The sequence below is a fragment of the Pontiella sulfatireligans genome (assembly GCF_900890705.1).
Taxonomy (GTDB): Bacteria; Verrucomicrobiota; Kiritimatiellia; order Kiritimatiellales; family Pontiellaceae; genus Pontiella; species Pontiella sulfatireligans.
On sequence record NZ_CAAHFH010000001.1, the window covers coordinates 1,585,529 to 1,600,022 of the forward strand.

The window sequence follows — 14,494 nt, forward strand, 5'->3', positions numbered from 1 at the left end:
CATGAACCAGGTTTTAAGGGAGGTTTCTCCGGAAGTGTCCTCCCCATTATTTTATTTAACGGGATCCAGTTTGATTCCTTGAAATCCAAAGTTTTTCCACATACCATTTTCTTTGGACTTAACTTCTATGTGATATTTTCCAGCCTTATCAAAGACAACCTCTCCGAGCTCAAAAGGTGTATATTTTTTGAATCCGTCTGTACTCTCAACCGTTCCCGCAAAGGTCTGTCCTGCGGTAGAGACAACAAATTCGCTACCTTCTCCAATAATATGGGAATCCTTAAGCAGGTCTGTTCTTATCCCGCATGCGTAAATGATGCTGATCTTATATTTACCAGGTTGGGTTATCCTATACTCCCCCGAGACAAACTCCGTGGAATCGTGCCAGTCCTGAATGCCCAGTTCCTTTTTGTATCGACGATTTCTGATATAGGCTTTTTCTCCATGTATCTGCATGGCGAGGCAATTGAATTCAAGCTGGCCGTTTTCATACTGAAGGGGAATCGTCTCCCGAGCCATTTTGCCTTGCACATCAAGAGCAATGATGGTCACCGCAGTGTCATTTAAATAATTAGGCCAGCTTAATGAGAGTTGCTCCCCCTTTTTTTCAAATTCAACAGGAATTCTTCCTTTTTTATGCAACAACTCGGCCTTTTTGATTTTTCCGCCAAAGTCGCGAAGGGTTAACTGACTCACATCATCGTCGTGGATATGAAGGTATAATTTACCCTCTTTTTTAGACATCGTTCCCCATTCGTATGTCCGGGGCCAAAATGGGTTGGCTGTTGTGCCATAGATCGCCTCGCCGTTTATCTTCAACCAATCGCCAATTTGCAGCAAACGCTCCTGCATTAAGGACGGGATAATTCCGTCTGCCCTCGGTCCGACACACAGCAGAAAATTTCCACCCCCGCCGACAACACTACTGAAGGTTCCCAGTAGTTCATCCCGCGACGCATAATCATAGACAGTCTCAGTCCGATTATATCCATAGCTTTTTCCCATGCCACGATCTTCCTGCCATGGGTGCTCTGGCGACATATATTTTGTTTGACCATATTCACTCTCAAACACATCGCCAAAATGTTCCCGGCTATCTTCTCCGGCCCAGCGATCATTGACGACGACCGTATCTTTCACCGACGATTCCGAGTACAGCCATTGAGCAAGATCCTCGGTCTGCCAAACGTCTTTCCCCTTCTCCCAGTCTCCATCCAGAAAAATATGCCAGGGCTTGTAGCGGGAAACGACTTCCTTGAATTTTGGATGGAACCAATTCGTGGCAAAACCTGCGGGATCGGACATCCATTCGGGGTGATACCATTCGTACAAGGAATAATAGATCCCCATCTTCAATCCTTGTTTTTCCCCGGCCACATTCATTTCGCCAATGATGTCCCGTTTGGGACCCACTTCCATACTATTCCAAGCGCCTGCGTTTTGTGTTTTTGAATAGGCGGTCGGATACATGGCAAAGCCATCGTGGTAGTTCGCGGTCGTAACCACATATTTTGCTCCAGAGTCCTTAAAGAGCTTGCACCAAAAATCGGGATCCCACAATTCCGCCTTAAATTGAGGGGCAAATTGTTCATACTGAAAGTCCGCACCATAAACTCTATCATGAAAATCTTTAAGCTCGGGTTTCAGTCCAAGCTTATACCAGTACCATTCCGCGTATCCATCTAGATAAAAAGACGGAATGGAATAGAGACCCCACACCACGAAAATCCCAAACTTATCCTCATTGAACCACGAAGGAATCTCCCGGTTTTCATAGATCGTCTCGAATGTGGGAGCGGGAGACTCAGTAGCCGAAGCCTTCAGTCCCAGCATGGTCAATAGTACAATTATTAATATACATTTTCTCTTCATATGTTCCTCCTCTACTTCTTGTTGTTAATTTCATGCCTTGCAAGCGCAACCGTGGTTGGTAGGCCGTGCATGCAATCCACCGTGAGTTCCGTTTGGGTTCCTTGCTGAACGAATTTTACTTTATCACTCGCCAGCCCTCCCCATGAACCTTCCAGAACCAACACGACGGTTGACATTTCTAGATCGCCCGAAAACCACCCCGTCTTGTCACCTAACGGTGCATTCAGGTCGGGATTGCTCACCGCGAGACTCAGCTGATTGCCGTCTTCTTTCGCCATGACAAAGCAAGGGATGGAAACCGATTTCAGTAGTGCATCATCCAGAATTCCACCCTCGAAACAGGCATAGCTTGTAAGCTTCAAGGCCGGATCGGAAACAATGTGACCCCGATCATCCTTCCGTTCAATCTGCAACGCCGCATCGGAACCAAAGCGCTCTTCCAAGGTCTCGATATTCACCGACCCGACTTGTGGATAAACCAGATACGCATATCCCTCTCCTTGCGGAGCAACTCCGTGATCAATCCACGCTATAGCGAAATCACCCGACTGTATCCGATCGCCCTTCAGGTTATTGTCCTTTCCCGTCCATATTGAATACCGGTTATGTGGCGCAGTCTGTTCTCGCTTCGCCACCAACAACCTGGACGGTTCCAACATCCGATAGGCGTTGCCGATCGGATCGATAATCCATGTACTCTTGCCGTTCTTAATTTCCGTACGATACGGAAACTCGCTAATCGAAGGTTCGCCACTGATTTGGAGTTCATTCGCAGGGCTTTCCAAAAAGGCCTGAAATAATGTGGTATGTACCGGATGTTCACGATCCACGCTTTCAATATTGGATCCAAGACAGAGCAGTCGATCCCTAAAGCAATGCACCGACTTCCGGGCCTTTAACTTTCCGGGAAAACTCATCTCTTCCTTGACCGGATCAACCGTAAACCCATCGGCTTCATTCAGCTTCATGGCCCACACGCCGTCTCCATCCAGTGCGCATCCTCCCGCAAAAGTTTCGGCGGATTTAAACATTACCAAATCTTTTTTCGGCTCTAATTCTTCATACGGCAATTCAATAGTAGTGGCTCCGGGCGGATGATTCCAATCCCAGCCTTGTTCCACATAGCCACTTTCGCGCTTGCTCTTATTCGGCATGATCTGCACCAGGCCATTGGATTGGTAGCGCCCGTAGCGGTTGTTCAAGACATAAATTTCAGATGCCCAGACATATTGATTGTAGCCCTTTAAGTTGACCGACCAATCCGCGCGCCGATGCACGGACATGGCGGCATACGGGAACGTCCAGTGCCCCGAAGGCGCATCGACTTTGGTGATCGCCTGTTGCGCAAACAACTGCCGGGTTTTGGCATCTTTGGGTTCCCCCCAGATTCGAAGATAAGCAGCGGCAACTTCCCGATCCAACCTTTCCGTTCCATCCGGCGAACCACTCCGCGCCAGCTGAAGGTAGGCTTTACTTAAACCATCAATATTTCCGCCTAACGGATGACGCCCTGCCTGACCCAATCCCCAGCAGGTTGGATTGCTGTAAATTGTGGCCGCCATCATGGCTTTCTTTAAATTGGCATGTCCCGCCGTGCCGATTCTGAACGACGTCCCCGAGAAGGCCTGCAGAATATCCGGCAATTTCGCGAAGGCCCCATTGCCATAGGCGGGATAATGTCCTTTATGATGCCAGACCGTACCATCCTCCTTAAACATGCCGGATTCGCCAGTCATGGCCAACGTGGAAGTCAAACTTCTGGCATAGGCCTCTAATAGCGTTGCTTGGCGACCTGTATCGCTTTCCATAAATACAGACATAAGACAAAACGTAGCCTGAGTATTGTAGTAGTCAATGTTTGCCCGAAGTTTCTCCGCAGACACAAAAACCTCTCCCAGATTCAGGCGCCACTGCATGGCATCGCCCACCGACTCTAAAAGGTTGTTTTCCATCAGGACATCGCGCATCAAAAAGAGGGCGGTATCAAAATTCTTCATCCAGTATCCAATATGATGAAAGGTTCCGTGAACACTGCCGGTCTGCCATCCCTGCTCCAGACTGTACTGCATCGCTGTGATGAATAGTTTTTCCAGCAAAGCCTTATCCGCGGATTGATCACAGGAATGATAACTTCGCGCTAGTTCAAGAAGAAGCGTGCCAAAGGAGCGCATATCCAAATACTCCGGCGTACCGTCAAAGATCAGGTCATAGCAAACATCGGAGACCTGTTTAACGTAGCGCAAAGGCATTCCACGATCACCAATCCCCAGATCAGAAAACTTTTCCTGGAAATAACTCGGCGACCGTGATTTTACTTTTCCACCCATCGAATTGTTGAACAATCTGTCGTAGATCAGATCCATTTCCGCCTGGATTTCCGGAGCAACTCTTTTCGAGGCAGCTTGCGCCAGCAAGTCCAAGTTCACCTGTTTTGGGACCCACATTCCGCCACTTAGTTTTGTAATCCGATTCTTTTTGATGAACGGGACCTGAAAATCTGGATAGGCAAGTCGGTTATCCAAATAGCTAGCAAAGATAATATCGTCTAAGAACAATTTGGAGGTCGAGGCCGGTGCGATGAACCGCATGGTGCTGAACTGAACTCCAGCCCCCGCTTCCGGAACCGCACCTTCCATTTCATAAAAAGGAACCCAGGCCGTCCTCCATCCAGTGAAATTGAGTTGGAAATCAAAATGTATGGGGAATCCATCGCCATCACCAAACTCAACCCGCAACGGTTCTACCTGCGCCTCTGGATTATAAATCGAAAAAACAAACGTGGGACTGGATAAAAAATGACTCTTGGCCTCCCCGGCCTGGCCATCACTCCCGGACAAGGGTCGTATATTCTTTGCAACCAACACGTTTGCTGAATCGCACTTCCAACAAAGCGACTGCATACCGAATTGCGAATGCAGGCGGCTCATCTCAACCGCTGAAGGCTCCTCCGCTTGGAAGTGATCAAGATCGGCCGCTCGCTCGAACGAGGTTGCCCGCAAGAGATCCATTGGACGCGACGACGCCCCCGCATCCTGACGGCCCAAAAGGCCGATCAGTACGGCAAGATAAAGGGTGTTCGTTAGTTTCATATTGATTTTCCTTTTGGCGGGGAGCTGTTCCCGTGCCGATTATTTTTACTTCATCAACAGGTCGTATTATTCACGGCTCCAAACAAGCGGCTTACCATTCCGTGTTCTTGAATTAATTTCCGCAATTCCCGCCTAACGCTTTGTTACATCCACATAATAAGCGCCGCAGAGTTCTTCCCCGGTCTCATCCATGAACCAGGTTTTAAGGGGAATCTCCCCGGCAGGAAGATTGACCTCAAAAGGCACCGCTTTATCTGTCGGCTTAACCGCAAGCGTCTGGTCGAAATCCCCGATGCGTAGTCGCGCGGATAGAATGGGCAACGCCTTGCACTCGTTAAAGTGAACGAACTCGCGCTGTCTAGCTGGATACGCAGCGCAGATGGCGGCATTTGCTTCCAGCGGATAGCGTCGTAACTCAATCCGGTATTTTCCCGGGGTCTCTACTTCAAGCATCCACTCGCCATTTGCCTTGAGCCCGTCCCACACAGAATACTGAACCGTCACATTAGCTTTAGTGGTTTTTTTCCGCCATTCAAAACACGTGAGGCGAACGGGATTTTCCGCACCCCCTAGTATGGGGCGTCCGTAGTCCGCCACCAGCGGTTCAACCCCTTTCCACCAATCGGCATAATGGGCTTTGAGGGTCTCAACTATTTCCGGGTGCTGACTGGCCACATCGTTTTGCTGCCCCGGATCAGACGCGATGTTGTAGAGTTCTCGGTCATGGACCAGCCGCCATTCTTTCCATATCACAGCGGCATCGCCATAGGCGGGGAAATCAAGCTTCGACCATTGCACAACCAACTTGCGATCCGATAAGTGTTCCGTTTCTCCGCACAGTAAATCCGCAAGGCTTATGCCATCAAACTGCTGACGTGCAGCGTTCCCAACTTTTAAGTCGCATAGGTCGATAAGTGTCGGCAACAAATCCTGCATTTGTGCTGGATCCTCAGCATCACGCGGCGATCCAAACGCCCCCCGGGGCCAACGGATAAAACACGGAACGCGATGACCGCCTTCGTAATACTGTTGCTTTCTGCCGCGCATTCCGGCCGTAAAGACTTTGGTTCCAGTCGTTCCCCCGTTATCCGTCATGAAGATCACAATCGTATTATCGGCTAGATCATTCGCATCAAGAAAGGCGTTGAGCCGCCCCATGTTTTCATCCAAGTTGACCACCATTCCTAAATACTTAGCGACTTCCTCGTCCATCCCTGCAGCCAGAAAAGGCTTGCTGTATTTCTTTTCAACATAATACGGGGTGTGCGGCGCATTGGTCGGCAGGTAGCAGAAAAAAGGCGTCCCTGCTTTTTGGCAGCGCTTCATAAAATCCATGCTCAGATCAAACCAGACATCGGTGCAGTAGCCTTTATGCTGCTGGAACGACCCGTCGTTATGACGATAGAAATCATCGAAATTATCATTTTGCCAATAATCAGGGGTCTGGTGCGTGGCGGCGCCTCCATGGGTAATGGACTCATCAAAACCCTTCTCCTTCGGGCGGTATGGATAGTTATCGCCCAAATGCCACTTCCCAAAATGTCCGGTGCGATATCCGTTCTTCTTAAATACCTGCGGCATGGTTACCACATCCCTCCGAATCATTTCATGCCCGAAGGCCCACGCCCAGGCCCCGTTTCGCATCGCGTCCATTCCGGTCAATAACTGCCCTCTGGAAGGCGTGCAGACTGGCGCACTGTGAAAATCTGTAAAGCGGATCGACTGCTCATGGAGTCGATCCAGATGTGGCGTCTTCAATACGGGATTCCCGTGGCAGGACATATCGCCATATCCTTGGTCATCGGTCATCACAATCAAGACATTCGGCCTATCCATCGCATTCCCCGAAAGCTTATTAGCACCCCCGTGGGATGTAGCAGCCAAAGCCCCTATCACAACCACCAAAGCGGATTTACTGATGGTTTTAATTGTTAACCTAAAATTATTTTTCATATTCTTCAATCTCGTTGACGTGCTTCGTGCTCAGCCCCCGACCTGTAGGTCGGGGTGCATTATTTTTTCCGTGGATTAGTTTTCGGAGCGTTCAGTTTTAACAATCTATTTTAACTTTACTCTCCGTTGTTCTCTATAGACTTTCCATAACGTACTTGCTCCGGACGATTATCTTTCCAATCCATTCCCGCTAGGATTTATTTCTGTACCCTGCTGCTATTCGGGATTGATCCATCCGATAATTTCATCGTCGTTGACTTGTCCGCAGGAAACGTCTGTAGCTTGCTCTTGAATACGTTGCCATTTTCTAATCGGCAAATCTTTCCATGTGCCGTCGGCATTACCAATTCTATTAACAAATACCTTCCCTGAAACATCAACCATTACCATGTGACCCGTCTTCGGAGAAACGTCTATTCGGGCGAATTTCCCCCCTTGGTGCTTCGTCCACACTCCTTCAGCGTAGGTATGAATACGACCGTTGCCAGCGACAATTGCGATCAGGCCGTCCGGGCCACACCCGATATCTTTTCCGGTGCCAGTAATCGTATGCCAACTGCCGTCGTAATAGGCAATTTTGCCCTCACGGTGTAATACCCAAATCTTTCCTTTTTTATCCACATCAATACGTGTTGCCCCCGTAATACCTTCAACCCGTTGCCACCCATCATGGCTAAGCGAGTAGACCAATCCATCGATTCCAACTGCTGCGACAGTGCCGTCCAAGCCCGCGCCAATATCGATGCCGCGTTGTTTACTGATCTCGATTGAGTCGCCCATCTTAGTGAAGATAAACCCCTCGGCATTGATGCCCCAGAGGGCGTCATCTTTCCCAAAACTTACCGCCTTATTTCCAGGTTTGACCGTCTGTTTTTTAGAAACCTGAAACCAGATTTTAGTCTTATCGGCTTTATTGACATGGGTTTTATTAAATTCTGTCAGATCCATTTCGTCAAATCGTTCCCCACTGATTTTAAAGACCCACGCATGGTCACATGGTTTGCACTCGGGAAGCCTTATGACGAGCCCCTTCTCTTGATTTTCAAAACGTAAGGCCCCGTTATGCCCGAGCAACTCAACCTTAGCTATTTTTGCCGGGCTATCGTGAAGAGCCAGAAAAGGAACCGTCAAAGAACGACTCGTTGGCCAATCAAATGTAGTGACATAAAGCGCGCCTTCTTTTTGCACGATACGAAAATCGTCGATTCCCCAAATTTTCCAATAGCGACTTTCATAGATCGATTCGCTGTTCACCGCCATCCAGTCGCCAATGTCTTCTAGGAGTTGCACGGCATCGGCGTCGAGAGAACCATCATCGCGAGGCGAAACGTTGAGCAAGAGGTTCCCGTTTTTGGAGACGATATCGACGAGCTCGTGAATGATCTCACGAGCCGAGCGGTAGGTGGTATTCCGGTTCCAGGTCCAGTCGCCGATCGACGTGTCTGTTTGCCACGGATCCGGATTGATCTTCTCCAGGCGACCCCGTTCAACGTCCAGCGTTGCAATGCCGGGCCAGTAGTAGCCCCATCTTCCTTTTTTGGCCGCCCAGTTCTTGATACACATAACCGCTTCGTTTTTGCCCTCATTCGTGCGTAGGCTGTTGTTGTATAGATAAGCGATCATTTCGAGACCCGTACGGCCTTCGTCGTCTCCATAGAAGGGTACCCCCCCATCGACATAAAACATATCCGGATCGTGCTGCTGGATCACATCCTGGCAGCGTTCGAGCCAGTGTTCCCGCCACTCGACGGGGGCATTGACAGGGTGCGCTGCGTTATCATCACCATTCAGATCCGGCTTCAGGTACAAATCCTGGTATTTCGGATCGTTACCATCGTAGGGAATCCCAGCGTAAGGGCCGTTTTTATCCGCTCCTTTATTCGTCTGAAACCAGCTCCACGTGCGTTCCAGATGGCTCGTGAGTCCAAATCGAAGTCCTGATCTGAGAGTTGCTTTCCGCCATGCACCGATAATATCGATCTTGGGTCCATAATTTACGCTATTCCACTTCTGATGCTTGGAGTCCCATAAATCAAAATTGTCATGGTGATTCGCCATCGCCACGAAATATTTTGCACCGGCTTTTTTGAAGAGCTCGATTTGTTCTTCGGGGTTGAACTTTTCCCCCTTCCACAGAGGGATGATGTCTTTGTAGCCAAATTCGGAGGGATGGCCATAGTTAGCTACATGATATTTGTAATGAGAGGAGCCTTCTATATACATGAGACGCGCATACCAGTCCCCAACGCCCGGAACCGTGTAGGCATTCCAACAGGACCAAATACCGAATTTGGCATCGCCAAACCACTCCGGGCATTCATAGCGTTCGAGAGATTCCACCGTGCCAACAAACGGCTCCGATGCTTGCTCTGCAGTTGCTGAGATGGTTATCGTCGTGCAGCAAATAAGCAAAAAACTCAAAAAACTGAGCTTCATTTTAGCATGCCGCATAGTTCTACTTTCAAACATAACATATACCCCTTCTATTGGATTATGTCTTAACAACGCGAAAGACTTCACTGCCCCGATCATTCCCCGCGCCACACTTCTGTCCTTCCCATTATTTTATTTAATGGGATCCAGTTTGATTCCTTGGAATGCAAAATTCTTCCATACGCCATTTTCTTTAGGCTTAACTTCCAAGTGATATTTTCCAGCAGCTGTAAACTCAACCTCTCCAAGTTCAAAAAGCTGATAGTCATTGGAGTATTTTGTACCCACAACGGTTTCTGTAAAGGTCGATCCTGCCGTAGAAAGAACATACTCGCTACCAGCCCCATTAATATGCGCAGCGCCAGAATCTCGTCTTTTGTCCCCGCATGCATAGATGATGCTGAGCTTATATTTTCCGGGTTTTGTTATTATGTATTCAGCGGTGACAAACTCCATGGAGTCGTTCCAATCCTGAATTCCCAGTTGGTTTCTGTATCCCCGATAATTTACATAGGCTTTTTCCCCATGTATTTGCATCGCTTGGCAATTAAATTCAAGTTGCCCATTTTCATGCTGTACCGGAATTGTATTCCGAGCGATTTCGCCTTGCACATCAAGAGCGATGATGGTCACCCCGCTGTCATTTAAATAATTCGGCCAGCTTAATGAGAGCTGCTCCCCATTTTTTTCAAATTCAACAGGAACTCTTCCTTTTTTATGCAGCAACTCCGCCTTTTTTACTGTTCCGCCAAAGTCGTGGAGAAGGAGTTGACCTAAGTCATCCTTATAAATGTGCAGATAAAGTTTTCCGGGTTTCTGCGACATGGTTCCCCATCCGTATGTCCGGGGCCAAAACGGGCTCGCGGTTGTGCCATAGATGGCCTCGCCGTTTATCTTCAGCCAGGCACCAATTTGCAGCAAGCGTTCCTGCATTAACGAGGGGATGATTCCATCCGCTCGCGGGCCGATGCTTAACAAGAAATTCCCGCCACCGCCCACGATACTGCTAAAGGTCTGCAACAGTTCATCCCGCGATTCATAGTCATAGACACTTTCCGCCCGGTTATACGCATAGCTCTTTCCGATGCCCCGGTCCTCCTGCCATGGGTGTGCTGGAGTCGTGTATTTCCCATTACCATATTCACTTTCAAATACATCGCCAAAATAGCCGCGGCTATCGCCACCGGCCCACCGATCATTAACGACGACCGTATCTTTCACCGGCGATTCATCATACAGCCACCGGGCGAGCTCCTCCGTCTGCCAAACTTCCTTCCCTTTCTCCCAGTCTCCATCCAGAAAAATATGCCAGGGCTTGTAGCGGGAAACGACTTCCTTGAATTTTGGGTGGAACCAATTCGTAGCAAAATCAGCGGGATCACTTAACCACTTTGGGTGATACCATTCATACAGGGAGTAATAGAGACCCATCTTTAATCCCAGTTTTTCGCCCGCAACATTCAGTTCACCAATAAGGTCCCGTTTGGGCCCCACTTCCATACTATTCCAAGCCCCTGCATTTTGTGTTTTAGAATAGGCGGTCGGATACATGGCAAATCCATCGTGGTAGTTCGCGGTCGTAACCACATATTTGGCTCCGGATTCCTTAAAGAGCTTGCACCAGAAATCGGGATCCCATAATTCCGCCTTAAATTGAGGGGCAAATTGCTCGTATGTAAAGTCCGGGCCATACACGCGTTCGTGAAACTCCCGATTCGCGGGAGAGGTTCCAAGCAAATGCCAGTACCATTCGGAATAACCCCCTTCATAAAAAGAGGGAACGGAATAGACGCCCCAGACCACGAAGATTCCAAACTTATCCTCATTGAACCACGAAGGAATTTCCCGGTTTTCATAGATCCTCTCGAATGAGGGAGCGGGAGACTCAGCAGCCGAAGCCTTCAGTCCCAGCATGGTCAATAGTACAATTACAAATATAAATTTATTTTTCATCTGTTCCTCGTCTACTTCTTGTTGTTAATTTCATGCCTTGCAAGCGTAACCGTGGTTGGCAGGCCATGCGTGCAATCTAACGTGACTTCCGTTTGGGTTCCTCGCTGAACGGATTTTATTCCATCCCCCGCCAGCCCCCCCCATGCACCTTCCAGAACCAACACGACGGTTGACATTTCAGCATCGCCCGCGAAGCGTCCTGTCTTTTTACTCAACGGCGCATTCAGGTCGGGATTGCTCACCGCAAGACTCAGCTGACTGCCGTCTTCTTTCGCCATGATAAAGCAGGGGGTGGAAACCGATTTCACCAGAGAATCCCCCACCGTTCCGGCCTCGAAGCAGGCATAGCTTGTCAGTTTCAGCGCCGGATCGGAAACAATGTGAGCCCGATCATCCTTCCGTTCAATCTGCAGCCTCGGATCGGAAGCAAAGCGCTCTTCCAAGGTCTCGATATCCACCGACCCAACCTGTGGATAAACCAAATACGCGTATCCGGCTCCTTTCGGAGCCACTCCGTGATCGATCCACGCTACAGCGAAATCACCAGACTGTATCCGATCGCCGTTCAGGTTTTTGTCCTTTCCCGTCCAAATTGAATACCGGTTATGTGGTGCCGTCTGTTCTCGCTTCGCCACCAACAACCTGGACGGTTCCAACATCCGATAGGCGTTGCCGATCGGATCGATGATCCATGTACTCTTGCCGTTCTTGATTTCCGTACGATACGGGAACTCGCTAATCGTAGGTGCGCCACTGATTTGGATTTCATTCGCAGGGCTTTCCAAAAAGGCTTGAAATAGCGTGGTATGCACCGGATGTTCACGATCCACACTTTCAATGCCGGATCCGAGACAGAGCAGGCGACCCCCAAAGCAATGGACTGATTTACGGGCCTTGAGCTTTCCAGGAAAACTCATCTCTTCCTTGACCGGATCCACCGTAAATCCATCGGCTTCGTTTATCTTCATCGCCCACACCCCGTTGCCATCCAGCGAGCTGCCACCAGCAAACGTTTCGTACGAATTGAACATTACCAACTCTTTTTTCGGTTCCAACTCTTCATACGGCAACTCAATAGTGGTGGCTCCCGGCGGATGATTCCAATCCCAGCCTTGTTCCTCATAGCCGCTATCGCGTTTGCTCTTATTCGGCAAGATCTGCACCAGTCCATTGGATTGGTAGCGCCCGTAGCGGTTGTTCAAGACATAGATTTCAGATGCCCATACATAGCGGTTGTAGCCCTTTAAGTTGACCGACCAATCATCGCGCCGATGCACGGACATGGCGGCATACGGAAACGTCCAATGCCCCGATGGAGCCGCGGGTTTAGCGATTGCCTGCTGCGCAAACAACTGCCGTATTTCGGAATCTTTTGGTTCCCCCCAGATTCGAAGATAAGCAGCGGCAACGTCCCGATCCAACCTTTCCGTTCCATCCGGCGAACCACTCCGCGCCAGCTGAAGGTAGGCTCTACTTAACCCATCCATATTCCCGCCCAACGGATGACGCCCTGCCTGACCCAATCCCCAGTAGGTTGGATTGCTGTAAATCGTGGCCGCCATCATGGCGCGCTTCAAATTGGCATGCCCGGCTTCTCCAATGCGGAACGAGGTGCCACTGAGTAACTGCAGAATATTCGGCAATCTATTAAAGGCCCCTACGGCGTAGGCTGGATAATGCCCATGATGATGCCAGGCGGTGCCATCCGCCTTCAACCGCCCCGACTCGCCGGTCATCGCCAATGTCGTGGTGAGATTTCTTGAAAACGCCTCCAACAGCATCGCTCTGCGTTCAGCATCCTTCGTCATAAATACAGACATGAGACGATAGGTCGCCTCAGTCATGTAATAATCAATATCGGCATGGAGTTCTTCCGCTGGCAAAAACACCTCGCCCAAATTCAGGCGCCATTGCATCGAATCCGCCACTGCGGTCAAAAGCTGATTTCTTTCCAATACATCGCGCATCAGAAACAGCGACGTATTGAAGTCCCGCATCCAATACCCGATGTGATGAAGGGTTCCCATTGAACTCCCGCTCTGCCACCCCTGATCCAGACTATACTGTACGGCATCGACAAACAGCTTTTCCAGCAACGCCTTCTGATCGGCTGTCTCACAGGCATGATGGGCTTGAACCAATTTCATAAGTTCCGAACCCAGCTCCTTGATGCTCAGATACACCGGTTCATCCACCACTCCCAAATCATACCGAATGGGATCAACCTGAAAACCGAATCGCAACGGCTTGCCCTTGTCGCCCACACCCAATTCCGCAAACTTCTTCTGAAAATAGGCAGGTGACAGCTTCCCGGAGGCTCGCCCGAAAAATTGACTGCGCAGCTGATTATAGATTCGGCTCATCTCATCGTGCGCTTCTGGGGCAAACGAACTTGAGCGGGGTTCTTTCAGCAATCGCCAGTTCTTCAACTTGGGCATCCAGTGATCCGTCGACCCCTCCCCCCCCTTCTTAATGAAGGGAACCTGCAGGTCCGTGTACACATGACGGTCATCTACATATTGCGAAAATACAATGTCGTCCAAAAACAACTCTTTCGCTGAAGCGGGTGCGACAAACCGCACGGCATCAAACTGAACCGCAGCTTTCGGCTCCGGGGCTAGGCCCTGCATCTCGAAAAACGGAACCCAAAAAGTACGCCAGCCGACAAAGTCCAAACTCAAATCGAAATGCAGGTTAAATGTATTTCCCGCACCAAATTCAATCCGCAACGGCTCGTCCTGTTTCGATGGATTATAGATCGATAAGATAAAGGTAGGACTGGCCGAAAAGTGCCCCCCATATGCGGTGCCGCTTTCATCAATCCCCACCGTCTGCAATCGCTCGGCAACGAGCACTTTTTCAACATCGCACCTCCAATGAAGAGATTGCTGTCCAAACTGACAACGCTTGGCGCTCATTTCAATCGCGTCCGGAACCGCCGACCGAAAATGATCGAGATCGGCAGCGCGCTCGAACGAAGTTGCCCGTAAAAAATCCACTGGGGACGACGATGATCTCGCCTCCAGACTTCCTAGCAAACAAAATATAATTCCCCAAGCAAGGCCGTGTGTGTTCTGCATTATATCACCTCTAGTTCTCTTTTGCTGAGCGGGCTTCTGCGTTCATCAACAGTGAGAACAACCATGACATTTGGTTTTTTACTCACGCTCACGGCCCTCTTCTGTTTCATCGTT

At 49.5% G+C, this 14,494-nt stretch carries 6 protein-coding genes; all 6 read right to left on the minus strand.

The features are described from left to right. Positions 1 to 51: 51 nt before the first annotated feature. On the minus strand, positions 52 to 1,872 hold the full coding sequence (locus tag SCARR_RS05460; protein WP_136060494.1) for an alpha-L-fucosidase: 1,821 nt from the start codon (positions 1,870 to 1,872) through the stop codon (positions 52 to 54). Positions 1,873 to 1,883: 11 nt separating this feature from the next. After that, positions 1,884 to 4,961 (minus strand): chondroitinase family polysaccharide lyase, encoded by a 3,078-nt coding sequence (locus SCARR_RS05465; RefSeq protein ID WP_136060495.1) that lies wholly within the window; start codon positions 4,959 to 4,961, stop codon positions 1,884 to 1,886. A 132-nt stretch (positions 4,962 to 5,093) separates the two neighbouring features. Further along, positions 5,094 to 6,797 (minus strand): arylsulfatase, encoded by a 1,704-nt coding sequence (locus SCARR_RS05470; protein ID WP_168433019.1) that lies wholly within the window; start codon positions 6,795 to 6,797, stop codon positions 5,094 to 5,096. 333 nt (positions 6,798 to 7,130) lie between these two features. After that, positions 7,131 to 9,350 carry an alpha-L-fucosidase gene (locus tag SCARR_RS05475; RefSeq protein WP_168433020.1) on the minus strand — a complete coding sequence of 740 codons (2,220 nt, stop codon included), beginning with the start codon at positions 9,348 to 9,350 and terminating at the stop codon, positions 7,131 to 7,133. Positions 9,351 to 9,479: 129 nt separating this feature from the next. Then, complete coding sequence (locus tag SCARR_RS05480; protein WP_136060498.1) at positions 9,480 to 11,300, minus strand: alpha-L-fucosidase; 1,821 nt, start codon at positions 11,298 to 11,300, stop codon at positions 9,480 to 9,482. An 11-nt stretch (positions 11,301 to 11,311) separates the two neighbouring features. Further along, positions 11,312 to 14,299, minus strand: a complete 2,988-nt coding sequence (locus SCARR_RS05485) for a chondroitinase family polysaccharide lyase (protein WP_168433021.1) — start codon at positions 14,297 to 14,299, stop codon at positions 11,312 to 11,314. Positions 14,300 to 14,494 lie beyond the last annotated feature (195 nt).